22 protein-coding genes are annotated in these 22,937 nt (G+C 54.2%); 10 read left to right on the plus strand and 12 right to left on the minus strand.

Features of this window, described 5'->3' with window-relative positions:
• Positions 1 to 502: 502 nt before the first annotated feature.
• The gene (icd, locus tag ACI2J2_RS07480; RefSeq protein ID WP_012006449.1) at positions 503 to 1,756 is read right to left on the minus strand and encodes an NADP-dependent isocitrate dehydrogenase; all 1,254 of its coding nucleotides are present in this window, start codon (positions 1,754 to 1,756) and stop codon (positions 503 to 505) included.
• A 132-nt stretch (positions 1,757 to 1,888) separates the two neighbouring features.
• On the opposite strand from icd, the gene rluE reads away from it, so the two are divergent.
• The 6 genes from rluE (at position 1,889) to purB (ending at position 6,549) form a co-directional block, all read left to right on the plus strand.
• Positions 1,889 to 2,515 carry a 23S rRNA pseudouridine(2457) synthase RluE gene (rluE, locus tag ACI2J2_RS07485; protein WP_404759768.1) on the plus strand — a complete coding sequence of 209 codons (627 nt, stop codon included), beginning with the start codon at positions 1,889 to 1,891 and terminating at the stop codon, positions 2,513 to 2,515.
• Positions 2,516 to 2,536: 21 nt separating this feature from the next.
• Positions 2,537 to 2,872: a lysozyme inhibitor LprI family protein gene (locus ACI2J2_RS07490; RefSeq protein WP_265556964.1), complete on the plus strand. Its 336-nt coding sequence runs from the start codon at positions 2,537 to 2,539 to the stop codon at positions 2,870 to 2,872.
• 9 nt (positions 2,873 to 2,881) lie between these two features.
• The gene (locus ACI2J2_RS07495; RefSeq protein WP_209632872.1) at positions 2,882 to 3,328 is read left to right on the plus strand and encodes an NUDIX hydrolase; all 447 of its coding nucleotides are present in this window, start codon (positions 2,882 to 2,884) and stop codon (positions 3,326 to 3,328) included.
• Positions 3,329 to 3,423: 95 nt separating this feature from the next.
• The gene (gene mnmA / locus ACI2J2_RS07500) at positions 3,424 to 4,527 is read left to right on the plus strand and encodes a tRNA 2-thiouridine(34) synthase MnmA (protein ID WP_209632871.1); all 1,104 of its coding nucleotides are present in this window, start codon (positions 3,424 to 3,426) and stop codon (positions 4,525 to 4,527) included.
• Between the two features lie 2 nt (positions 4,528 to 4,529).
• Positions 4,530 to 5,156, plus strand: coding sequence for a high frequency lysogenization protein HflD (hflD, locus tag ACI2J2_RS07505; protein WP_265556967.1), 627 nt, complete (start codon positions 4,530 to 4,532; stop codon positions 5,154 to 5,156).
• 22 nt (positions 5,157 to 5,178) lie between these two features.
• Complete coding sequence (gene purB / locus ACI2J2_RS07510) at positions 5,179 to 6,549, plus strand: adenylosuccinate lyase (protein ID WP_061807620.1); 1,371 nt, start codon at positions 5,179 to 5,181, stop codon at positions 6,547 to 6,549.
• Between the two features lie 45 nt (positions 6,550 to 6,594).
• Here purB and ACI2J2_RS07515 read toward each other — a convergent pair whose 3' ends face one another.
• From ACI2J2_RS07515 to ACI2J2_RS07525, 3 genes are all read right to left on the minus strand, one after another.
• Positions 6,595 to 7,296: a GNAT family N-acetyltransferase gene (locus ACI2J2_RS07515; protein ID WP_404759769.1), complete on the minus strand. Its 702-nt coding sequence runs from the start codon at positions 7,294 to 7,296 to the stop codon at positions 6,595 to 6,597.
• 13 nt (positions 7,297 to 7,309) lie between these two features.
• Positions 7,310 to 7,762, minus strand: coding sequence for a GNAT family N-acetyltransferase (locus tag ACI2J2_RS07520; protein ID WP_209632868.1), 453 nt, complete (start codon positions 7,760 to 7,762; stop codon positions 7,310 to 7,312).
• A gap of 121 nt (positions 7,763 to 7,883) precedes the next feature.
• Complete coding sequence (locus tag ACI2J2_RS07525; RefSeq protein WP_404759770.1) at positions 7,884 to 9,401, minus strand: PLP-dependent aminotransferase family protein; 1,518 nt, start codon at positions 9,399 to 9,401, stop codon at positions 7,884 to 7,886.
• Between the two features lie 411 nt (positions 9,402 to 9,812).
• Between ACI2J2_RS07525 and phoP the strand changes: the two genes are divergently transcribed.
• The 3 genes from phoP to ACI2J2_RS07540 all read left to right on the plus strand — a co-directional run bounded on the left by phoP (position 9,813) and on the right by ACI2J2_RS07540 (position 13,354).
• Positions 9,813 to 10,484, plus strand: coding sequence for a two-component system response regulator PhoP (gene phoP / locus ACI2J2_RS07530; RefSeq protein ID WP_020826469.1), 672 nt, complete (start codon positions 9,813 to 9,815; stop codon positions 10,482 to 10,484).
• Positions 10,485 to 10,489: 5 nt separating this feature from the next.
• A complete protein-coding gene (gene phoQ, locus ACI2J2_RS07535) occupies positions 10,490 to 11,947 on the plus strand; it encodes a two-component system sensor histidine kinase PhoQ (protein ID WP_265556973.1) in 1,458 nt (485 codons plus the stop codon).
• Positions 11,948 to 12,232: 285 nt separating this feature from the next.
• Positions 12,233 to 13,354 (plus strand): JmjC domain-containing protein, encoded by a 1,122-nt coding sequence (locus tag ACI2J2_RS07540; RefSeq protein ID WP_404759771.1) that lies wholly within the window; start codon positions 12,233 to 12,235, stop codon positions 13,352 to 13,354.
• A gap of 50 nt (positions 13,355 to 13,404) precedes the next feature.
• Here ACI2J2_RS07540 and ACI2J2_RS07545 read toward each other — a convergent pair whose 3' ends face one another.
• From ACI2J2_RS07545 to ACI2J2_RS07580, 8 genes are all read right to left on the minus strand, one after another.
• Complete coding sequence (locus tag ACI2J2_RS07545) at positions 13,405 to 14,493, minus strand: malate/lactate/ureidoglycolate dehydrogenase (protein WP_404759772.1); 1,089 nt, start codon at positions 14,491 to 14,493, stop codon at positions 13,405 to 13,407.
• 85 nt (positions 14,494 to 14,578) lie between these two features.
• Entirely contained in the window at positions 14,579 to 15,808 is a 1,230-nt protein-coding gene (pepT, locus tag ACI2J2_RS07550; RefSeq protein ID WP_404759773.1) for a peptidase T, read from the minus strand.
• A gap of 257 nt (positions 15,809 to 16,065) precedes the next feature.
• Positions 16,066 to 16,902 carry a Sir2 family NAD+-dependent deacetylase gene (gene cobB, locus ACI2J2_RS07555; protein ID WP_209632862.1) on the minus strand — a complete coding sequence of 279 codons (837 nt, stop codon included), beginning with the start codon at positions 16,900 to 16,902 and terminating at the stop codon, positions 16,066 to 16,068.
• Between the two features lie 11 nt (positions 16,903 to 16,913).
• On the minus strand, positions 16,914 to 17,834 hold the full coding sequence (nagK, locus tag ACI2J2_RS07560; protein ID WP_209632861.1) for an N-acetylglucosamine kinase: 921 nt from the start codon (positions 17,832 to 17,834) through the stop codon (positions 16,914 to 16,916).
• A gap of 55 nt (positions 17,835 to 17,889) precedes the next feature.
• A complete protein-coding gene (lolE, locus tag ACI2J2_RS07565; protein ID WP_209632860.1) occupies positions 17,890 to 19,137 on the minus strand; it encodes a lipoprotein-releasing ABC transporter permease subunit LolE in 1,248 nt (415 codons plus the stop codon).
• Complete coding sequence (gene lolD, locus ACI2J2_RS07570) at positions 19,137 to 19,841, minus strand: lipoprotein-releasing ABC transporter ATP-binding protein LolD (RefSeq protein WP_404759774.1); 705 nt, start codon at positions 19,839 to 19,841, stop codon at positions 19,137 to 19,139. The genes lolE and lolD overlap by 1 nt, the downstream gene beginning before the upstream one ends.
• Positions 19,834 to 21,036, minus strand: coding sequence for a lipoprotein-releasing ABC transporter permease subunit LolC (lolC, locus tag ACI2J2_RS07575; protein WP_265556979.1), 1,203 nt, complete (start codon positions 21,034 to 21,036; stop codon positions 19,834 to 19,836). Before lolC ends, lolD begins: the two co-directional genes overlap by 8 nt.
• Before the next feature lie 117 nt (positions 21,037 to 21,153).
• Positions 21,154 to 21,795: a transcriptional regulator gene (locus ACI2J2_RS07580; protein WP_209632857.1), complete on the minus strand. Its 642-nt coding sequence runs from the start codon at positions 21,793 to 21,795 to the stop codon at positions 21,154 to 21,156.
• An 86-nt stretch (positions 21,796 to 21,881) separates the two neighbouring features.
• On the opposite strand from ACI2J2_RS07580, the gene ACI2J2_RS07585 reads away from it, so the two are divergent.
• Positions 21,882 to 22,865 carry a threo-3-hydroxy-L-aspartate ammonia-lyase gene (locus ACI2J2_RS07585; RefSeq protein WP_404759775.1) on the plus strand — a complete coding sequence of 328 codons (984 nt, stop codon included), beginning with the start codon at positions 21,882 to 21,884 and terminating at the stop codon, positions 22,863 to 22,865.
• Positions 22,866 to 22,937: the final 72 nt, after the last annotated feature.

Below are 22,937 nucleotides of genomic sequence, written 5' to 3' on the forward strand. Positions count from 1 at the left end.
GGGAGCTCGAAATAATATTACTGGTTATCGTGAACTTCTTCAGCTGCGCTGAAATTATTGGGATGTTTTGGATAAACGGTGGAACACCTATCTTTACCATGGAGCCATGATTCGCAGTGTTGGAGATGACCAACCTGACGGGGTTATCGAATTCAATGGCAGAACGTATTGAGTATCAATGCTTGGTTATTACACGCTAATGTAAGTCCTACACCCCGGCGATTATGACAAATGCGAACTTCCGCTCCTCGCTCAACACTGCCCTTCAAACTCGACTTGTACAGCTACTGGTTTTGTTTAAAGCAAACAAGTAATTTGCAAACGGGACTACTCCACTCCTATGGTTTGGACTGAACTCACGCTTTAGATTGATACACTCAAAAAAGCCAAAATGGCCGAGTTTTGATAACTTATTTTGATAATGTTTTGATAACCGTTGCGATTTGAATAATAAAAAACGGGAACCATCAGGTTCCCGTTATCATTTAGCGCTTAAACACCATTACATGTGTTTAACGATAGCGTCGCCAAACTCTGAACATTTCAGCAGCTTAGCGCCTTCCATCAGGCGTTCGAAGTCATAGGTCACGGTTTTGGCAGCGATTGCGCCTTCCATGCCCTTAACAATCAGGTCAGCCGCTTCGAACCAGCCCATGTGACGCAGCATCATTTCTGCAGACAGGATGATGGAACCTGGGTTCACCTTATCCTGGCCAGCATACTTAGGTGCAGTACCGTGGGTCGCTTCGAACAGTGCGCAATCAGAACCAATGTTGGCACCCGGTGCAATACCGATACCGCCAACCTGTGCGGCCAGGGCGTCGGAGATGTAGTCACCGTTCAGGTTCATACACGCAATCACGTCGTATTCAGCCGGACGCAGCAGGATTTGCTGCAGGAAGGCATCGGCGATCACGTCTTTAACGACAATTTCTTTACCGGTGTTCGGGTTCTTGATTTTCAGCCATGGGCCGCCGTCGATCAGCTCACCGCCGAACTCTTCGCGTGCCAGTTCGTAGCCCCAATCCTTGAAGGCACCTTCGGTGAACTTCATGATGTTGCCTTTGTGAACCAGGGTCACAGAGTCACGGTCGTTGGTGATAGCGTATTCGATCGCTGCACGAACCAGACGTTTGGTCCCTTCTTCAGAACATGGCTTCACGCCGATACCGCATTGCTCTGGGAAACGGATTTTCTTCACACCCATTTCGTCGCGCAGGAACTTGATCACTTTGTCTGCTTCAGCAGAACCGGCTTTCCATTCGATACCCGCATAGATGTCTTCGGCGTTTTCGCGGAAGATCACCATGTCGGTCAGCTCTGGCTGTTTAACCGGGCTTGGGGTGCCCTGGTAGTAACGCACTGGACGCAGACACACGTACAGGTCCAGTTGCTGGCGCAGGGCCACGTTCAGGGAGCGAATACCGCCACCGACAGGGGTCGTCAGCGGGCCTTTGATGGCAACGCGGTAGTCACGGATCAGATCCAGGGTTTCTTCCGGCAGCCACACGTCTTTCCCGTAAACGTGAGTGGATTTTTCGCCGGTGTAGATTTCCATCCAGGAGATTTTACGTTCGCCGTGGTAGGCCTTTTTCACTGCTGCATCAACCACGTGAATCATAGCAGGGGTAACGTCAACGCCAATACCGTCGCCTTCGATAAACGGAATGATCGGGTTATTCGGAACAACCAGTTTACCCTGGGCATCGACCGTAATCTTTTTACCTTCTGCCGGAACAACTACTTTGCTTTCCATCAACCTCTCCTTCAAGCGCAATTTTTGTTAATGCTTTGTAAGATGCGTGTAGATACTACTGGAATTTTCTGTCCGCGCCAATCCGAAACGGATTCGGTTATAATGCGCCTATCATCCGTAATCTCAACTGTTATGAAAAAATTCTCTGTTAAAAATCACAAAGTTAAACGATTCAGCAAGCCTGAGTCCGCTAAACCCGTTGTAGCACAGGGCCCGCGTCGTGTCGTGTTATTCAATAAGCCATTCGATGTGCTCCCGCAATTTACCGATGAAGCAGGCCGCGCGACGCTGAAAGAATTCATTCCTTTTCCTGATGTTTACGCCGCCGGACGCCTGGATCGCGACAGTGAAGGGTTATTGGTATTAACCAATGACGGCAAGTTGCAGGCACAGCTCACCCAACCGGGTAAACGCACCGGCAAAGTGTATTACGTACAAGTCGAGGGTACGCCGCAGGAAAGCGATTTGGCGCCCTTGCGCAGCAGTGTCACGCTCAAAGATGGCCCTACGCTGCCTGCCTGTGTGGAGTTGGTCGCAGAACCACAATGGTTGTGGCCACGCAACCCGCCAATCCGCGAACGTAAGTCGATCCCTACCGCCTGGCTAAAAATCACCCTGTACGAGGGTCGAAACCGCCAAGTGCGTCGCATGACTGCACATATCGGCTTTCCTACCCTGCGGCTGATTCGCTACAGTATGGGCGATATTTCATTGGGTGAACTGCAACCCGGTGAATGGAAAATCCTGGATTCACTGTAATTGGCCTCTGGAGCAGCAACGATGAAAACATTAACCGCGCTACTGTTCACCACTCTGCTTTCCGTCTCTGCCGCACAGGCTGCCAGTTTCGACTGCGCCAAAGCCGTCAACGCCGATGAAAAGGCGATCTGCGCCAGCCGTACGCTAAGCGACAAAGATGTGGAAATGGCCACCAAATACCAGTTTTTGCACGGCCTGTTCGCCATGGGGGTGAGCGGAGAGATGCTGGACCAACAACAAAGCTGGTTAGAGCAACGTAAACTGTGCGGTAGCGACGTCAATTGCCTGTCCGCCAGTTACAAAACTCGCATTGCCGAGTTGGATGATATCTATCAGCACATTAACAAACCGCTGTAAGAGGCCGCCATGTTTAAACCGCACGTCACCGTTGCCTGCGTGGTTCACGCCGCTGGAAAGTTTTTGATCGTCGAAGAAACCATCAACAACAAGGCACTATGGAACCAGCCGGCCGGTCATCTCGAGGCTGACGAGACCTTGGTGCAGGCCGCCGAACGCGAACTGTGGGAGGAAACCGGCATCCGTGCCACGCCGCAGTCATTCCTCAAGCTGCATCAATGGATCGCACCGGACAATACGCCGTTTCTGCGCTTTTGCTTTGTTATCGAGCTGGAGCAGCAGTTGCCAACAGCGCCGCACGACAGCGATATCGATCGCTGTCTGTGGCTGACTGCCGACGAAATATTGCAGGCCCCTAACCTGCGTTCCGCGCTGGTAGCGGAAAGCGTTCGTTGTTATCAACAGCCGGAACGTTATCCGCTGTCGCTGGTCAGCAGCTATAACTGGCCGTTCTGAGATAAATAAGTGCCGTGCGCCGGCGCGGCCAACGTGGTAAAATCCTGCGCTTGTTTTTTATCAGCACGGTTCGTGTTCAAGTTCGTGAGATCCCCATGTCAGACAACAGCCAGAAAAAAGTAATCGTCGGTATGTCCGGCGGCGTCGACTCTTCCGTTACTGCCTATCTGTTACAGCAACAGGGCTATCAGGTCGCTGGGCTGTTTATGAAGAACTGGGAAGAAGACGATGACGAAGAATATTGCTCCGCAGCGACCGATCTGGCCGATGCGCAGGCAGTATGCGACAAACTCGGTATCGAACTGCATACGGTGAATTTCGCGGCAGAGTACTGGGACAACGTTTTTGAGCTGTTCCTGGAAGAGTACAAAGCCGGCCGTACGCCGAACCCAGACATTCTGTGCAATAAAGAAATCAAATTCAAAGCGTTCCTGGAATTCGCCGCAGAAGATCTGGGTGCCGATTTTATCGCCACCGGTCACTACGTACGTCGCCAGGACGTAGAGGGCAAAAGCCGCTTACTGCGCGGTGTCGACGGTAACAAAGACCAGAGCTATTTCCTCTATACCCTGAGCCACGAGCAGGTTGCACAAAGCCTGTTCCCGGTCGGTGAACTGGAAAAGCCTGAGGTGCGTCGCATCGCCGAACAGCTTGAGCTGGTCACCGCCAAGAAAAAAGACTCCACCGGTATCTGTTTTATCGGCGAGCGCAAATTCCGTGATTTCCTCGGCCGCTACCTGCCTGCACAACCAGGCCCCATTGTCACTGTCGACGGCCAGACCGTCGGTGAACATCAGGGCTTGATGTACCACACCCTGGGTCAACGTAAAGGGCTGGGCATTGGCGGCATGAAGGACAGCAGTGAAGATCCGTGGTACGTCGTCGACAAAGACGTTGCCAACAACATTTTGGTGGTCGCCCAAGGGCATGAGCATCCGCGTCTGATGTCCGTCGGTCTGATCGCACAACAGCTACATTGGGTCGACCGTCTGCCACTGACTGGCCCCTTCCGTTGTACGGTGAAAACGCGTTACCGCCAACAGGATATTCCATGCACAGTCACCCCGCTTGACGAAGAACGTATTGAAGTGCGTTTCGACGAGCCGGTCGCCGCTGTCACCCCAGGCCAGTCTGCCGTGTTCTATCAGGATGAAATCTGTCTCGGCGGCGGCATTATCGAACAGCGTTTACAGGAGTAACCGTGGCGAAGAATTATTATGACATTACGCTGGCGATGGCCGGAATCAGCCAGGCCGCGCGTATGGTCCAACAGTTGGCGCACGAAGGCCAATGCGATCGCGACGCCTTTCATATCTCGCTAAGCAGCCTGCTGCAGATGGACCCTTCTTCCACGCTGGCCGTCTTTGGTGGTGAAGAGCGTAATCTGAAAGTGGGTCTTGAGACGCTGATGAGCGTGCTCAATGCCAATAATAAAGGGTTGGGGGCAGAACTGACTCGCTACACCATCAGCTTGATGGTGCTGGAGCGCAAACTCAACGCCAATAAACAGGCGATGAACCAGCTTGGTGAACGTCTTGGTCAACTTGAACGTCAGTTGGCGCATTTTGATCTGGAATCCGACACTATTATCAGCGCACTGGCCGGCATTTATGTCGACGTGGTCAGTCCGCTCGGGCCACGTATCCAGGTCACCGGCTCGCCGGCTATCTTGCAAAACCCGCAGGTGCAGGCCAAGGTTCGTGCCACATTGCTGGCGGGCATCCGTGCCGCCGTGCTGTGGCAACAGGTTGGCGGCAGCCGCCTGCAGTTAATGTTTTCCCGTAATCGTCTGTTCAAACAGGCGCAAAATATCGTTGCTCATTGTTAATAGATCCCAGGAGTTGCTACCGATGGAATTATCCTCACTGACCGCCGTCTCACCCGTTGATGGACGCTACGGTGATAAAGTCAGCGCACTGCGCGCCATTTTCAGCGAATACGGTCTGCTGAAATTCCGCGTGCAGGTTGAAGTACGTTGGCTGCAAAAACTGGCCGCCTGCGCAGAAATCAAGGAAGTTCCGGCTTTTGACGCCGACGCAAACGCTTTCCTCGACAAAATCGTCGCAGAGTTCAGCGAAGAAGACGCGCAACGCATCAAGACTATCGAACGCACCACCAACCACGACGTGAAAGCGGTTGAGTATTTCCTGAAAGAAAAAGTGGAAGCGATCCCTGCCCTGCAGGCGGTGTCCGAGTTTATCCACTTTGCGTGTACCTCAGAAGACATCAACAACCTGTCGCACGCACTGATGCTACAAACCGCGCGTCAGGACGTGGTGCTGCCGTACTGGCGTAAAATCATCGATTCAATCAAGGGCCTGGCGCTGGAATACCGTGATATTCCGTTGCTGTCCCGTACCCACGGCCAGCCGGCAACGCCGTCTACCGTCGGGAAAGAATTCGCCAACGTAGCCTACCGTATGGAACGTCAGTTCCGTCAGTTTGAGCGCGTGGAAATCATGGGTAAAATTAACGGTGCTGTCGGCAACTATAACGCCCACATTGTCGCTTACCCTGAAGTGGACTGGCATGTCTTCAGCGAAGAGTTCGTTACGTCTCTGGGCATCACCTGGAACCCGTACACCACGCAGATTGAACCGCACGACTACATCGCAGAACTGTTTGACTGCGTGGCGCGTTTCAACACCATCCTGATCGACTTCGATCGTGATATCTGGGGTTATATCGCCCTGAATCACTTCAAGCAGAAAACCATCGCTGGCGAAATCGGTTCTTCTACCATGCCGCACAAGGTCAACCCGATCGACTTCGAAAACTCTGAAGGTAACCTGGGCTTGTCTAACGCGGTATTGGGTCATTTGGCCAGCAAACTGCCGGTTTCCCGCTGGCAGCGCGACCTGACTGACTCCACCGTGCTGCGTAATCTGGGTGTTGGCCTGGGTTATGCGCTGATCGCCTACCAGGCGACCATGAAAGGCATCAGCAAACTGGAAGTGAATCAGGCACACCTGTTGGACGAACTGGATCACAACTGGGAAGTGCTGGCCGAGCCTATCCAAACCGTGATGCGCCGTTATGGCATCGAAAAACCGTACGAAAAGCTGAAAGAGCTCACTCGCGGCAAGCGTGTGGATGCCGCGGGCATGCAGGCATTTATCGATGGGCTGGCCCTGCCGGAAGAAGAGAAAACGCGCCTGAAAGCCATGACTCCAGCGAATTACATCGGTCGCGCCGCGACCATGGTTGATGAACTGAAGTAACGGCTTGGTTTCAAGTCAAAAAAGGCGGCCGTTTGGCCGCCTTTTTTATTCCATAAAATCCTGCAATCGTTTTTTCTGCTGCCCGTTCGCAGTAAAGTTATCGGGGTTTAGCCATTGCTCAAACCCGGCGTTGATAGCCGGCCACCGGTCAACCGTCATCGCGAACCAGTCGGTATCCCGGCTGCGGCCTTTGGTGACCACTGCATACCTGAATGTCCCCTCATGGTTGAAACCAAATCTCGCCGCGGCCTGCCTGGAGGGGGCATTATGGCTGTCACACTTCCACTCGCAGCGACGATAGCCCAAATCCTCAAACACGTGCTTTAACATCAGATAAATCGCTTCGGTGGCGCTTGAACGCTGCTTCATCGCCGGTGACCAGCTGACATGGCCAATTTCCGCTACGCCGTTGCCTTCGTCGATACGCATATAAGCCACCGTCCCAACCGGAAGCTCGCTTTCACGGTCAAACACCGTCAAATTCACCAGTGTGGGGTTCGCCTGCAGCGCAGTCAGGTGTTGCAACATCGCCGCAGGGCTCTCAGGCCGCTCTATCGACAAATACGTCCAGTCCCGGCCATCCGGCGCCTGCTGGAAGGCGTGGAACAACGCAGCATGATCTCGCTGTGGGTCAAGCAGCTTCAGCTGGCAAAAGCGCCCTGCCAGGGTTTCCCCTGCGGGCCGTTTCGCCGCTCGCCACTCGGATAATGACTCACCGACCGGCTGCCCGAATTGATTGATCATCATATATTCTCCGCCGCTAACGGTTATAAACAATAAACGAGCTTCTTTGGCCTACTTTGTCGTACAGTGAGCGCGCTGGGGCGTTATATTCTTGTGTCATCCAATAAACCCTATCGCTGCCTTTTTCATTCGCCAGCAGATAAGCTTGCTCGAATAACTTTTCGGACGCTTTCTTACCCCGCGCCGCCGGTGAAACATAAAGATCTTCAATATAGCAATAACCGGCAGAGCTCCAGGTTGATGGGTGAAAAATCAGATTCATTAATCCCAACAATGTGCCGTCTTTATCTTCCGCCACCAGGCCGTAAACCTGATGCCCTTCGCATAACCGTTCAAAGGTATGATCGGTGACCTGCGCCGGAACCTCCGCACGGTAAAAATGAAGATAGCCTTGCCAAAGATCCAACCACTGTGATTTGTCATCGCTTTGTATTTTTCGTACTACAACTTCATTGTTGATTGGGCGCATAGATCCTCGCGGGTTTTCTGAGAAAAAATAACGTAATACCAGCAGGATACACCCACCACTCAAGGCTGAATACAGACCAATTAATAACAGTAAGCAGACCAATTTGGCGGGACTACCACCTTTAGGCCGGAGCTGGAAGTTCGCTAAAAATAGATGATAACCTTTTGATAAATTTTACAATCTCATCCGGTGTATAGGCAGCAAAGCCGAAGACCAAGGCCCCTTTACTGGGTTTATGAGTATAAAAGTCAATCAGCCCGTAGACTTTCATTCCTTGGGCCGCGGCAGCATGAATCAACCGCCGCTCAGTGGCTGCGTCTGCCAGCGGGCATACCAGCTGCAGGCCGCCCTGCGGCAACAGCGGCTGAGTCCAGGCACCAAGATACTGATAAACTGCAGCATGCAAAATCTCAAGCCGAGCCTGATATATCTTGCGCATGTTCCTTAAGTGTTCGGCATAAAAATCGCCATGTAAGAATTTGAATAACGTCATTTGTGGTAATGCAGACGTATAACCATCCTGAAATTGCTTTGCCGCCACCATAGGTTTAATTAACTGCGGAGGAACGATAAGGAATCCAATACGCAATCCCGGGAATAAGGTTTTACTGAAGGTGCCAATATATAAAGTCCGTTGATATTGATCCAACCCTTGCAATGAGGCGGTCGTCAGGCCGTTATAATTAAATTCAGAATCGTAATCATCTTCAATAATCCAGGCTTTTTCATGCTGTGCCCACGCCAAAAGTTTCAGCCTTCTTTCAATGCTGAGCGAATGGCCTAACGGATAATGGTGAGAGGCCGTGATATACACCCCCCGGCCTCCCGCGTCCGCCTGAATCAGCGCATCAATATCCATACCGGATTGATCCACACCGATTGGATATGTGATTAACCCCGCAGACTGAGCCAATTTTTTAGCCCCCTGGTAACCGGGTTCCTCAACGAAGACGCTGTCACCGGGGTTAAACAGGACCTGGGTACACAGCGATAACGCCTGCTGGGAACTGGTCACCACGATCACCTGCTCCGCACTGGCTTTAACCCCCCTCTCACGGCGCAGATATTCAATAATTTCTGCTCTTAGCTCCACCAGCCCCTGAGGATCGGCATAGCCTAACAGAGACTCGGCTCCCTGACGCACGGCCTGTCTTTCGAGCTGTAGCCAGCTTTCGATGGGGAACAGCCGCAAGTCGGGCAATGAAGGGGTCAGTGCACCATTACGGCAGGTATGGGGAGTATGCGCAGCAACCAGCAGAGAACGGCCATGTGCGCTAAGCTCCCGTTCTACCAAGAGGGTGCTTTCAGTCTTCTCCGAAGCCAACAACTCACGGCCGATCAACGTATTTTGCTGATAACTGACAAAGCTGCCACGCCCTACGGCTCGGGCAATGTAGCCTTCGGCTTCCAGTTGGGCATAGGTTAACTCGACGGTATCGCGCGAAATAGCCAGCTGTACGGCCAACGTGCGGCTGGGCGGAAGTTTAGCCAAATACCCCAGCGTTCCGGCGATCGCGAGTTGCTTAATCGTCAGGTGCAACGCGGCTTTACGCGTCAATCCTTGCCGTAAATGCCGGGTAAAGGTCACGTGTATCGCATCCTGCGTGGCGTGCTGCTTATTGTCGCTGCTGGGCTTCATAGTGTTCCGAGTCAAAGATAGGCCGGTGCGGCCCACACCAAGAGTTACTGTGATACAGGGAATTATGTCACAACCGTACAGCGCGGTACCCGCCCTGACGTAACCTGAACAAAATGCCTGGGTTTTCTGGTTAACGGCCTCTTCTGTTTAAGTTTGGTTTAGCTTTGCCCCGCCATTGTTTATCCTGCGTTTATCGGGCGTTGCCGATAATGGCGGCGTACAAAAAATAGATAGCGCTTATTTTTAACCAAGGTTCTGCGTCCCTTGCGATAAGTGCAGGTTATACCTACCATAACGTCAACACGATCAGATGGGTATGGTTACCGCGCTATCCCGTATACGCCAAAGAGCGTGTTACCTTTTATAGCGCGGGTGACAGGATGTTCACCCGCCACTCTACAGGAGTCTGTCATGCGAGTACTGGTTGTTGAAGATAATGGTTTGTTGCGCCACCACCTCTCTGTACAGATGCGTGAAATGGGCCACCAGGTTGATGCAGCGGAAGATGCCAAGGAGGCCGACTATTTCCTGCAAGAACATGCGCCAGACATCGCCATTGTCGATCTTGGCCTGCCCGGTGAAGACGGTCTGAGCCTGATCCGCCGCTGGCGTGCCCACCAGATGAAGCTGCCGATTCTGGTACTGACTGCGCGTGAGAGCTGGCAAGACAAAGTGGCCGTGCTGGAAGCCGGCGCCGACGACTATGTCACCAAGCCGTTCCATCTGGAAGAAGTCATCGCCCGTATGCAGGCGTTAATGCGTCGCAATAGCGGCCTTGCTTCACAGGTCATCGTTTTACCGCCGTTCCAAATTGACCTCTCGCGTCGCGAGCTCAGCGTCAACGAACAGCAAATTAAACTGACCGCGTTTGAATACACGATTATCGAAACCTTAATTCGCAACGCCGGCAAGGTGGTCAGCAAAGATTCCTTGATGCTGCAACTGTATCCAGATGCTGAACTGCGTGAAAGCCATACCATCGACGTGCTAATGGGCCGGTTGCGTAAAAAGCTGCAGGCGGAATACCCACAGGAAGTGATCACCACAGTACGTGGCCAGGGCTATCGTTTTGATGCGAAGTGAACATCATGTTCAACAAGGATAAAAAACCGTTTTCACTGCGCGCCCGCTTTTTGATGGCAACCGCCGGGGTGATCCTGGCGCTGTCGCTGTCTTATGGTCTGGTGGCCGTGGTGGGCTATATTGTCAGTTTCGACAAAACCGCCTTTCGTTTGCTGCGCGGTGAAAGCAATCTGTTCTTCAGCCTGGCTCAATGGAATAACAACAAGTTAACCATCGCCATTCCACCGGATATTGATCTCAACTTCCCTACTTTGGTTTTCATTTACGATGATAAAGGCAACCTGTTGTGGAGCCAGCGTCAGGTGCCAGAGTTGGAAAAACGCATCAATAAAGAGTGGCTGGAGGAATCCGGTTTCTACGAAATTGATACTGATACTCGCGTCAGTAGCGAAGTGCTGGGCAACAACCCCAAAGCGCAAGATCAGCTCAAAGATTATGACGACAACGATCAAAACGCATTGACCCACTCCGTGGCGGTCAACACCTACGCGGCAACGGCCAGGTTACCGGCGCTGAGCATCGTGGTGGTCGACACCATTCCGCAAGAGCTTCAGCGTTCGGATGTGGTTTGGGAATGGTTCAGCTATGTGCTGCTGGCCAACTTACTGCTGGTGGTCCCCTTGCTTTGGCTGGCGGCTTACTGGAGCCTGCGCCCCATCAAGGCACTGGTGAATCAGGTCGGAGAGCTGGAAAACGGTGAACGTGACCAACTCGACGAGAATCCCCCCAGTGAGTTGCGCGGGCTGGTGCGCAATCTGAATATTCTGGTGCGTAACGAACGTCAACGTTACACCAAATATCGCACCACGCTTTCCGATCTCACGCATAGTCTGAAGACGCCGCTGGCGGTGCTGCAAACCACGTTACGTTCACTGCGTACCGGCAAGCAGACCACGATTGAGGAAGTTGAGCCTATCATGCTCGATCAGATCAGCCGTATCTCCCAGCAAATTGGTTACTACCTGCACCGTGCCAGTATCAACTCGGGGCAGACGGTACTGACGCGTGAAATCCATTCGGTGCCAGCACTGCTGGACAGCCTCACCGTGGCGCTGAACAAGGTCTATCAACGTAAAGGCGTGGTGATCACGCTGGATATCTCACCAGAAGTGACTTTTATGGGGGAGAAAAACGACTTTATGGAAGTCATGGGCAACGTGCTGGAAAACGCCTGTAAATACTGCCTGGAGTTCGTTGAAATCACCTCCCTCCACTCCGATAAATTCCTCACTATCGTCATCGATGACGATGGCCCAGGCATTCCGGAAAGCAAACGCGAACTGATCTTCCAACGCGGCCAGCGGGTAGACACGCTTCGCCCTGGCCAGGGTCTGGGATTGTCAGTCGCAGCGGAGATCATTGAGCAGTACGACGGTTCTATCACCATTAGCGATAGCCCATTGGGAGGGGCCCGCATGCAGGTCACTTTCGCTCGCCAGCACGACTCTCACCACCACGAGTAAATTCTGTTGTTCAGGCCCCGATCCCCGGGGCCAATCTTCCGTTATATACTCTACATAATTCGAATGGCATGGCGACGGCAAGCGAGCAAAGCCCGGTGAGCTGACTAAAGTCAGTGATTTGGGTGACAAATCTGCCGGGAGCAGATTTGAACGCTGGTTGCAGCGGCCCCGCAGGGGCGTGGCCCATGGACGGGCCACGTAACTAAGCGTAGCCAACAAAGATGCAGTTTGAAGTATGACGAGTATAATCGCACTCAGGCTCACTCCTCTATCCTGGAATAGAACATGGATTATCAATTAGATCTGGACTGGAACGATTTTTTGCAACGCTATTGGCAAAAGCGTCCGGTGATTCTGAAGCGTGGCTTCAAAAACTTTATCGATCCGATCTCCCCGGACGAGCTGGCTGGGCTGGCGATGGAAAACGAAGTGGACAGCCGTTTGGTCAGCCACCAGGACGGCCGCTGGCAGGTTGCGCACGGCCCATTCGAGAGTTTTGACCACCTGAGCGAAAACAACTGGTCACTGCTGGTTCAGGCAGTCGACCACTGGCATGAGCCTTCCAGCGCGCTGATGCGCCCATTCCGTCAACTGCCTGACTGGCGAATGGACGACCTGATGATTTCGTTCTCGGTCCCGGGGGGTGGCGTTGGTCCTCACTTCGATCAGTACGACGTCTTTATCATTCAGGGTACGGGCCGTCGCCGCTGGCGTGTGGGCGAAAAAGTGCCGATGAAACAGCACTGCCCTCATCCTGACCTGCTGCAGGTAGAACCGTTCGACGCCATTATTGATGAAGAAATGGAACCGGGTGACATTCTGTATATCCCGCCAGGTTTCCCACATGAAGGCTACGCGCTGGAAAATGCCCTGAATTACTCTGTAGGCTTCCGCGCACCGAATGCTCGTGAGCTGGTCAGCGGCTTTGCTGACTATGTACTTGCACGCGAACTGGGCAGTAAACGCTACAGCGACCCGGAGATCCAACTGCGTGAACAACCGGCAGAGGTGTTACCGCAGGAAGTCGACGCATTACGCCAGATGATGTTGGATTTGGTTCAGCAACCCGAGCACTTCCAGCAGTGGTTCGGCGAGTTTATCTCCCAGACGCGCCACGAACTGGATGCTGCGCCGCCGGAGCCGCCTTATCAAGCCGGGGAAATTTACGAACTGCTGCAACAGGGCGAACCTCTGCAACGCCTGGGTGGACTGCGCGTGCTTCGCGTAGGCGACCAGTGCTTTGCGAACGGTGAACTGATGGATACCGAGCACCTGCAGGCTGTCAATGCCATGTGCCAGAACTTCAGCGTTGATGCTGCCATGCTCGGCGATGCAATTGACGACCCGTCATTCCTGGCGCTGCTGACCGCGCTGGTTAATAACGGTTATTGGTATTTTAAAGACTGAAGCTGAGTACTGTCTCATCAAGCCACCCGCTTTTCGGCGGGTGGCTTTTTTTATCCCCGTAAGACCTTCGTCCGGTAGTTTTCCAGTTCATGGTCCGGCATTCCGGCCTGTTGCGCTGCCGCACAGATTTGCTGCCAGGTATTTGCATCTATCGGGATGCCCTGTTGCAACCGCGCCACGCGGTTCGCCGCCTCCCATTCCCCGGGAACTGCAATCGGCTGTCCGTCGCTTGGGGGAGAAGCCTTCACCCAGTCGATAAACGCCTCTGCTTCATTCTGCATTTCCGGCGCAGCGAAAGCCTCCGGGTTGAGAATGAGGGTGGTCATACAGTTGAATATGGCGTCGCTGTCAGATTTCAACGTCGCGTCATGGGTGGTACGCCCACCGGACAGCGCACCACCGAGAATTTCGCACAGCGTGGCCAGCGCATACCCTTTATGCGCACCGAAGGGCAACAACGAGCCAAACGGCGGCTCGTGCATCACGCAAGGCTCCGTCGTTGGTTGCCCCAGGTGATCGATAAGATAACCAGGCGCGACGCTCTGGCCCTTGTTGTAGGCCACGCGCGTTTTGCCAAAAGCAATGCCACTGGTGGCAAAATCCAACAACAGCGGTTGTTTATCGGGACGGGGAAAAATGACGCAGAATGGGTTAGTGCCAAAACGACGATCGCTGCCACCGAACGGCGCCACCATGGGATCGCCCACCACGTTGACAAAATGAATGGAGATAAAACCGGCACGTGCACACTGTTCAGCCCAGTGACCAATACGGCCAATATGGTGTGAATTATGCAACGCCACCGCCGCCAGCCCCAATTGCCGAGCGCGTTCAATCCCTTTATCCATCGCTTCGCTGGCCACCACCTGGCCAAATCCCTGACCACCATCAATCGTCAGCACGGCCCCCGCATCGCGCACCACCTGAGCATGGACATTCAGTTGTAAATGCCCTTGCGCCAACGATGCCATGTAGCTTGGGATCATGCCGACGCCATGCGAATCGTGCCCAGCCAAATTGGCCTGGACTAAATGATCCGCCACCAGTGCGGCTTCCCGCTCCGTGCTGCCGGCATGGCGCCAAATAGCCTGTACAAACTGTTCAAGGCATTGGCGATCGATACGGTGTTCAGTGCTCATGATAAGGCTCCTTGTGCTGGATATATGTCCCACACTAGGAGCAAACCCTTGTTGCGGCAAGCAATTATAACGATTGTAATCGGTGTTATTTTGCGCGTTCGGCCGTCAGCGCCGCGATGCGCATAATAACCGCCACCGCCTGTTCCATCCCTTCCAAGGAAACAAACTCATGCTTGCAGTGGTAGTTATAACCGCCGGTAAACAGGTTCGGGCACGGCAAACCGCGAAACGACAGCTGTGCTCCGTCGGTGCCGCCACGAATGGGCTTCATGACAGGTTCAATATCACAGTCGCGCATTGCCTGTTGCGCCAGCGCAATCACATGGGGATGCTCAGCCACCTGCTCGCGCATGTTGTAATAACTGTCTTCGATCGCCACCTCAATATAGCAATCACGCGGCAGGCCTTTACCCACCTGCTGAGCGATCTCGATCATCCGGCGTTTGCGCGCTTCAAAACCGTCACGCTCGAAATCTCGCAGGATGTAGTGCATCTCGGCGCGTTCAACGCTCCCCTTAAGGCTGCTGAGATGATAAAACCCTTCATAACCCGTGGTGGTTTCCGGGGTTTCGTCCGCCGGTAGTGCCTGCTGAATACGGGTCGCGAGAGACAGTGCGTTCACCATTACCCCTTTGGCGCTCCCCGGGTGTACGTTATTACCGACAATTTTCACCGTTACTGACGCCGCATTGAAGTTTTCACACTCCAGTTCACCCACGCCGCCACCGTCTACGGTATAGGCCCACTCGGCATTGAACTCTGCAACGTCAAACAACCGAGCGCCTTTACCAACCTCTTCATCCGGCGTGAAGGCCACGCGGATATCACCGTGTGGGATCTTACGCAGTTGTAGCCGCACCATGGCGGTCAATATCTCGGCAATGCCCGCTTTATCATCAGCACCGAGCAGCGTTTTACCGTCGGTGGTGATCAGTGTCTGCCCCAACATGTGGTGCAGGATCGGAAACATCACCGGTGACAACACTTCATCGCCGATGCCGAGCGCAATATCGCCACCGCGGTAATTCTCGACGATCTGCGGGTTAACGTGCTTTCCGCTAAAGTCGGGTGACGTATCCAGATGCGAAATAAACCCAATTGCCGGCACGGGCCAGGCAACGTTCCCCGGCAAGGTGCCCATAACGCAGCCATGCTCGCTGAGCGACACCCGTTCAAACCCCAATTCAATCATTTCCTGCTGCAACGCGCGCGCCAGCTTCAATTGCCCGTCGGTGCTCGGCACATGTTTGACGTTCGCTTTAGATTGCGTGTCGAATGAGACGTAGTTAAAAAAGCGATCTAGTAGTTTATCCATGGTATCCGCCCTCAGAATATCGCGTTTCATTATGCGGAACCGGTTCGGATCAAATATTGAGACAGGTCATTTTTACCCAGATTTAACGGAAATCATTAATTGCAGTGATAATTACAGCGGTGCGGGTTCGTTCATCGATGGTGGAACGTTGAACAACATGGGTAGGCCGGTGGCGCAAAGCGGCTAAGCAGGCGGGCAAACATCAAGGTGTGAAGGAGAAAGTTCAGGACGCCACAGGCTGCGCCCTGAAACCAGCGTTAAGGTTGATCGGCTCTTTCGACTTTCCCAACCAGGAATTTGTGCACGAACCGTGGTACTACCGCACTGGCAGGACCATAGTGTTTTTCATCAAACTGACTTTCTACCTGGCTGGGCTCCAGATTCAGTTCCATGGTGTGCGCGCCGCCCAAGCGTGCCTCGTGTACAAAACCCGCAGCCGGATAAACGTGGCCCGAAGTGCCAATAGCCACAAAGAAATCGGCCTTGGCCAGCGCCTGATAGATTTCATCCATGCCCAGCGGCATTTCGCCGAACCACACCACGTGTGGCCGCAAAGGCGCCGGGAATTGGCAGCAATGGCAGCGATCGTCCACGCTGAGATCCTCCGGCCAGTCGAATACCTGCCCGGAGCTGGTGCAGCGGACTTTCAACAGTTCACCGTGCATATGCAACACGCGCGAACTGCCGGCACGCTCATGCAGATTATCGATATTCTGCGTCACCAGCAGGAAGTTATCCCCCAACCAGGCTTCCAGATCCGCCAATGCGCGGTGTGCCGCATTAGGGGCAATCTCCGGGGACTGTAGCTGCCGGCGGCGTTCATTGTAAAACGCCTGCACAAGTTGCGGATCGCGCTGATAGCCTTCCGGCGTAGCGACATCTTCCACACGGTGCTCTTCCCACAAACCGTCTGCGGCGCGGAAAGTACGGATACCTGACTCGGCCGAGATCCCGGCCCCGGTCAACACCACGACAAACGGCTTCTTCAGCTCGGCCGCCGCCATGGTATCGCGATGAAAAATCCGCGAACGAAAGCGCTGATGCAGCACATGCTTACTCTTGCGAAACTGACACAGCCGATGGCGAGTGTGCATTAACTCTCTCCTTACTTTTCCCTGTGAACCAAATTGAGGAACGCAGCCCCACGTACGCCACCCGCGTCCCCATAGCGCGCTTTTTCAATTCGTGGCAACTTGGCCACACGCAACAGATGCGCGGGTAAACGCTCGGGTAACGCCTGGTAGATGGCTTCAAAATTCGATAACCCGCCACCAATCACCACCAGATGTGGATCAATAATGGTCAGTAAATTGCCCAGGCATATCGCCAGAACATCCATAAAACGTTCGACATGAGCCACCGCCTGCGGCTCACCCGACTGATAATGCGCAATAATCTGCTGTGCAGGCAAGTGCTGCTGATAAAAGTGGGCGTACATCCACTCAAAACCGCGACCAGAAATGTAATTTTCGATGCAACCTTGATGGCCGCAGCCACAAGGAACGCGAGGTATATCATGCCCCAGCACGTCAAGCGCATCCACCGGCAGGCGGAAATGGCCAAATTCGCCAGCGATATAGTTACGCCCGGAGACCACTTTGCCGTCGACGATCAACCCGCCGCCCACCCCGGTGCCAAGGATAATGCCCAACACCGTTGGATAGTGACGGAACTCGTCGTCCCAGGCCTCCGACAGCGCAAAACAGTTGGCGTCGTTATCAATACGCACGTCACGACCAATCAGCTCAGCCAGATCCAGTGGTAAGCGTTGCCCCATCGCCGCCGGGACGTTAGCCGTGAATACCGTACCATCATCGTCGTTGGGCAGCCCCGGAATGCCGATACCCACCATGCCCTGTTGGCCACAGAACGCATCCGCCTCAAAGGTCAGATCGCGCAACGTTGCCAGCAGCTGCTGATAATCGTCACGCGGTGTCGGCACCCTTTTTTGCCAAATGCGTTGCAGGTCTGCATCAAACACGCCCAGCTCAATCTTGGTGCCGCCCATATCGAAACCGTAGTACATAACCCACCCTTAGGCTAAAAAAATGGGGCGGCATCGCTGCCTCCCCTGATTTTGATTATTGACCGCTCAATACGCGTGCCGGATCAATACGGCTGGCACGCCTGGCTGGATACCAACTTGCCAACAGGCTGAGCACCAACGCCGTCACCAGTACAATCAACACGTCCAGCCAGTGCAACTCAGAAGGCAGGAAGTCGATGAAGTAGATATCGCCCGACAGGAATGAATGCCCCATCAGTTTTTCCACTCCTTTAATAATGTTGGTCAGTTGCAACGACGCGATAACCCCCACCACGACCCCGCTGACGCTGCCCACCAGCCCGGCCAGCAGGCCGTACCAGATAAAGATGGCGCGAATAAAGCCGTCTTTGGCACCCAGAGTACGCAGCACCGCAATATCACCGCTCTTGTCTTTCACCGCCATCACCAACGTGGAGACGATATTGAAACAGGCGACGCCGATCACCAGCACCATTGCCAGATACATGATGGCGCGAATCATCTGAATATCACGGTACATGTAGCCATAGGTACCAATCCAGCTCTTGATATAAACATAAGCGTTGGTGACTTCGCCCGCATCGCGCACCAGCTTGTTGGCGGCAAACACATCGTTAACCTTGATGGCAATCCCCGTCACGCTGTCGCCCATATCCAGATATTGCTGAGCGTCGGCCAGGGGCACCATCGCCAGGCTGTGATCAAGCTGGCCACTGAGCTGCAAAATACCCGTTACGTGCAAACGGATACGCTTCGGTTGCAACAGCTTCATTTGCGGATCGCTGTTAGGGATCATCACCGTCACATAGCTGCCCTGCTTGACGCCCAATGCATCAGCAACGCCCTTACCCAGGATCACCTGCTGCTCACCGCTTTTAAAATTAGCCCAGGCATCGCCTTGAACGTATTTCGGCAGCGCACTGAGTTGGTTTTCCTGCTGCGGATCAACCCCTTTAACCCCGACCGCACGCAGTTGCGCGCCATTTTCCATCAGGCCGGTAAAGTTAATATAAGGCGCGGCAGCCGCTATGCCTGGCACTTTTTCTACCCGTTGCAGAATCGACGGCCAATCTTTAAATGGCTGTTTCACCGGTTCGATTTCGCCATGGGGTACCACGGCCAAAATACGGTTTTTCAGTTCGCGCTCAAAACCATTCATCGCGCTCAGGCCAACAATCAGCACGGCAACGCCCAAGGCGATACCGATGGTGGAGATCACCGAGATCAACGACACCATGCCACCGCGCTTGCGCCCACGGCTGAAACGCAGAGCCGTCAGAAAGGAAAGTGACGCACCCGCCATTACTCAGCCCCCAACAGGGTCAACTGGGCCTGCAGATGGCCGTCGGCCATTTCCAATTGGCGGCTAAGACGCTTCGCCAGTTGCAGGTCATGAGTCACCACCAGGAACGCCGTACCCTGGCGCACGTTCAACTCACCGAGCAGATCAAAGATGCTGTCGGCCGTACGTTTATCCAAATTACCGGTCGGCTCATCCGCTAATACCAACGACGGGTTATTCACCAACGCACGCGCAATGGCCACGCGCTGGCGCTCACCGCCGGACAATTCTGAAGGCCGGTGCTTGCTGCGTTTTGCCAACCCGACCGCCGCCAGCATCTCCAGCGCTTTTTCTTGCGCCTGTGCCGGCTTTATACCGCCGATCAACAGCGGCATAGCGGCATTTTCCAGTGCAGTAAAGTCCGGCAACAGATGGTGGAACTGATAGATGAAACCAAGCTGGCGGTTGCGCAGCTCGGCTTTGGCCGCCGAAGACAAGGTATTCATTGACTGACCTTTGTAGATCACCTCGCCGGAGGTTGGGGAGTCCAGCCCCCCCAACAGGTGCAATAAGGTACTTTTGCCGGAGCCTGAACTACCGACAATCGCCATCATCTCGCCCGGCTGCATAGAAAAACTGACATTGCGCAGTACGTCGGTATGCAGGTTGCCTTCCTGATAGGTCTTACACAGGTTGTCGCACTGCAACAAAAGATGGTTACTCATAACGTAAAGCCTCAGCGGGTTGTACGGCGGCAGCGCGCCATGAAGGGTAAAGCGTGGACAACAGGGAAACCGCCATCGCCGCCACGGCAATGATCGTCACCTGCAACGGGTCAACCGCCACCGGCAACGATGCGCCGTCAATCAATGCGCCGAGAATCGGCATCAGATTATTCAGGTTGGTGGCCAGTAGCACGCCTAACAGCGTGCCGAGCAACGAGCCGATAATGCCCGCACTCGCGCCCTGCACCATAAACACCGCCATGATTTGTCGACGGGTCAGGCCCTGTGTTTGCAAAATGGCGACTTCACCCTGCTTTTCCATAACCAGCAGACCGAGTGACGTAATAATGTTGAACGCCGCCACGGCCACGATCAGGCTGAGCAGCAGCCCCATCATGTTTTTCTCCATGCGCACCGCCTGGAACAACTCGCCTTTACGTTCGCGCCAATCTTTCCATTCGGTGCCCTGAGGCAATTTTTGTTGGCTCAGCGTGTCAACCGTCAGCGGCTGTTGCAGGAACAAACGCCACCCCGTGATATTACCTGCCGGATAGCGCAGCAGGCGTGAAGCGTCCTGCTGATTGACCAGCATCTGGGTACCATCAACTTCACTGTTCGCATGGAAAGTGCCGACCACAGTAAACAGACGTTGAATGGGAATGCGGCCCATTGGCGTAAATTGGCTGGCGCTCGGCACCATCACCCGCAGCGGATCGCCGCGTTTGACGCCAAGCTGCCCGGCAAGCTGTTCGCCAAGGATGATATTGTACTGGCCCGGCTGTAACAGCTGCTGTTTGACGTTCACCAGAAACGGCGTCAAGGGATCAGCTTCGTCCGGGTTTACCCCTAACATAACCCCCACCGCCACGCTGCGAGCGCTTTGCAGCACCACGTCACCGGTGGTTAACGGTGCAACGCGGCTAACGCCCTGCAGCCCCTGCGCCACCGAGGCAGGAATTTGTTGCGGATTGATCGACCCCTGAGGGCTAGTGATCAACGCCTGCGGCATCAGGCCGAGAATGTTGTTCTCCAGATCCTTTTCAAAACCGTTCATCACCGACAATACGGTGACCAACGCCATCACCCCCAGCGTAATGCCGATGGTGGAAAGCCAGGAAACAAACCGCCCGAAGCGATCTGAGGCCCGCCCGCGCATATAGCGCAGGCCAATGAATAACGCGACAGGTTGATACATGAAATCCGTTTTGTGGCCGTAGCTTAAGCAAAGTGATCAAGGATAATAAAGGCTATACCTCGTTTAGGGAACCACCCTGACGCCTTTTATTCCGCCGTTCGGGCTAACCGCAGCAGGTCACCCGGCATCTCGCTTTAACAGGTTGTAAACCGAGACCCGCGAAATACCCAATGCTTCCGCGGCCATAGTGGCCGCACCACGCAGTTGCAGATAGCCCTGCTGCTTAAGCAATTGGATCACCTGAAAACGCTGTTCGGAAGAGAGCGCGCGCGGCGCAGTGGCACAAGAAGCCGCAAAAGTGTTGATCACTGAGGCGATGTCCGACAATGAACGCGCGCCCTCGTCCGCAACCTGCGGCGCGCTCTGCACCACCGCAGTCAGCTGTTGCAGAATGGCGTTGACGCTGTTGAAGATTGAAACATCCAGGTTGAGGCAGATGGCTGCTACATAAACCCCCTGGCTGTTACGCAAGCCGATTGACGTGCTCTTGGCCGGCCGGCCGTCGGGGAAAGCATTGGCATAGTTCTGTACCACATCAGGGAAATCCGGCGAGGCAATACGTTCCAACCCCATTTCGCTGGCAGCATCGCCAATACTGCGGTTAGACAGATTATTGGCGATGGCGACAATGGCTCGCCCTGGTTGCGTGAGATCATGCAGCACCACTTCGCAGCTCGGTGCAAACATGGCCCCCAGCGCCTGAACTATTTTTTCCGCTTCACGCAGCAACAGTGCGTTTTCCTGCTTGATATCACTCATCAACTTAACCATTTGACAATAACTTTACAAAGAGTAAATTAAAATCTCCGGGTAATCAATCAACCTTTCACCAGCGCGAGGTCGTCATGAGTTCAACTCCCCACTGCATCACCGCCGCCGATATCTCTACCGCCGCAGAAATTCTGGCTGGACATGCCATCCGTACACCGGTGATGACATCTCGGCAGGCCGATAACCTCACCGGTGCGCAGCTGTTCTTCAAGTGTGAAAATTTCCAACGCGTAGGCGCCTTCAAGTTTCGCGGTGCCTATAACGCCATTGCCCAATTGAGTGCTGCGCAACGCAAAGCGGGCGTGATTGCCTTTTCCTCAGGTAACCATGCCCAGGCAATGGCACTGGCGGCACGCGAACTTGGGGTCAATGTGACCATTGTGATGCCGCACGACGCACCGGCAACCAAGCTGGCGGCAACCCGCGGTTACGGTGCCAACGTGGTGATTTACCAGCGCCACAGCGAAGACCGTGAAGCCATTACCCAACGGCTGGCTGCTGAACACCGCCTGACGATAGTGCCCCCCTACGATTACCCGCAGGTGATTGCAGGCCAGGGCACCGCCACCAAAGAACTGATTGAGGACATCGGGCCACTGGATGTGCTGTTGGTGTGCACCGGTGGTGGTGGTCTACTGGCCGGTAGCGCGGTTGCAGCCAAACACTGGTCACCGCACTGTCGGGTGTTCGGCGTTGAACCGCAGGCAGGCAACGACGTGCAACAGGCGTTTCGCAGTGGCCAACCGGTACACATCCCCGTACCGAAAACGATTGCCGATGGCGCTCAGACCCAGCAGGTGGGTGCGCTGACATTCCCTATCATTCAAGAGTACGTTGACGATATTTTGACGGTCAGTGACCCGCAACTCTGCCGGCAGATGCGTTTCTTTATGGAACGGATGAAAATGGTGGTCGAACCGACCGGTTGCCTGGCCGCAGCGGCAGCCATGAATTCGCTACTGGATCTGCGCGGCAAAAAAGTGGGGGTGATCGTCAGCGGCGGGAACATTGACGTCGATAAAATCCACGACTATCTCGCCCTGGCTACACAAGAGTAATGCCATTGAGTGGTTAAACATTCGCCATTAGACCGCCGCGCCGCGCTTTTATCTATGTCAGTTTATTGCCCA

It is taken from the genome of Serratia sp. NPDC087055 (assembly GCF_044900985.1).
In the GTDB taxonomy this organism is placed as follows: Bacteria; Pseudomonadota; Gammaproteobacteria; order Enterobacterales; family Enterobacteriaceae; genus Serratia.

Bases quoted from the DNA above. Each gene is read 5' to 3' on its own strand.
- purB (WP_061807620.1), top strand. From the start codon at position 5,179: ATGGAATTATCCTCACTGACCGCCGTCTCACCCGTTGATGGACGCTAC.
- phoP (WP_020826469.1), top strand. From the start codon at position 9,813: ATGCGAGTACTGGTTGTTGAAGATAATGGTTTGTTGCGCCACCACCTC.
- icd (WP_012006449.1), bottom strand. From the start codon at position 1,756: ATGGAAAGCAAAGTAGTTGTTCCGGCAGAAGGTAAAAAGATTACGGTC.
- cobB (WP_209632862.1), bottom strand. From the start codon at position 16,902: ATGCACACTCGCCATCGGCTGTGTCAGTTTCGCAAGAGTAAGCATGTG.
- rluE (WP_404759768.1), top strand. From the start codon at position 1,889: ATGAAAAAATTCTCTGTTAAAAATCACAAAGTTAAACGATTCAGCAAG.
- ACI2J2_RS07580 (WP_209632857.1), bottom strand. From the start codon at position 21,795: ATGAGTGATATCAAGCAGGAAAACGCACTGTTGCTGCGTGAAGCGGAA.
- ACI2J2_RS07540 (WP_404759771.1), top strand. From the start codon at position 12,233: ATGGATTATCAATTAGATCTGGACTGGAACGATTTTTTGCAACGCTAT.
- lolE (WP_209632860.1), bottom strand. From the start codon at position 19,137: ATGGCGGGTGCGTCACTTTCCTTTCTGACGGCTCTGCGTTTCAGCCGT.
- pepT (WP_404759773.1), bottom strand. From the start codon at position 15,808: ATGGATAAACTACTAGATCGCTTTTTTAACTACGTCTCATTCGACACG.
- nagK (WP_209632861.1), bottom strand. From the start codon at position 17,834: ATGTACTACGGTTTCGATATGGGCGGCACCAAGATTGAGCTGGGCGTG.
- ACI2J2_RS07545 (WP_404759772.1), bottom strand. From the start codon at position 14,493: ATGAGCACTGAACACCGTATCGATCGCCAATGCCTTGAACAGTTTGTA.
- lolD (WP_404759774.1), bottom strand. From the start codon at position 19,841: ATGAGTAACCATCTTTTGTTGCAGTGCGACAACCTGTGTAAGACCTAT.
- ACI2J2_RS07515 (WP_404759769.1), bottom strand. From the start codon at position 7,296: ATGATGATCAATCAATTCGGGCAGCCGGTCGGTGAGTCATTATCCGAG.
- ACI2J2_RS07585 (WP_404759775.1), top strand. From the start codon at position 21,882: ATGAGTTCAACTCCCCACTGCATCACCGCCGCCGATATCTCTACCGCC.
- ACI2J2_RS07495 (WP_209632872.1), top strand. From the start codon at position 2,882: ATGTTTAAACCGCACGTCACCGTTGCCTGCGTGGTTCACGCCGCTGGA.
- ACI2J2_RS07490 (WP_265556964.1), top strand. From the start codon at position 2,537: ATGAAAACATTAACCGCGCTACTGTTCACCACTCTGCTTTCCGTCTCT.
- ACI2J2_RS07525 (WP_404759770.1), bottom strand. From the start codon at position 9,401: ATGAAGCCCAGCAGCGACAATAAGCAGCACGCCACGCAGGATGCGATA.
- mnmA (WP_209632871.1), top strand. From the start codon at position 3,424: ATGTCAGACAACAGCCAGAAAAAAGTAATCGTCGGTATGTCCGGCGGC.
- lolC (WP_265556979.1), bottom strand. From the start codon at position 21,036: ATGTATCAACCTGTCGCGTTATTCATTGGCCTGCGCTATATGCGCGGG.
- phoQ (WP_265556973.1), top strand. From the start codon at position 10,490: ATGTTCAACAAGGATAAAAAACCGTTTTCACTGCGCGCCCGCTTTTTG.
- ACI2J2_RS07520 (WP_209632868.1), bottom strand. From the start codon at position 7,762: ATGCGCCCAATCAACAATGAAGTTGTAGTACGAAAAATACAAAGCGAT.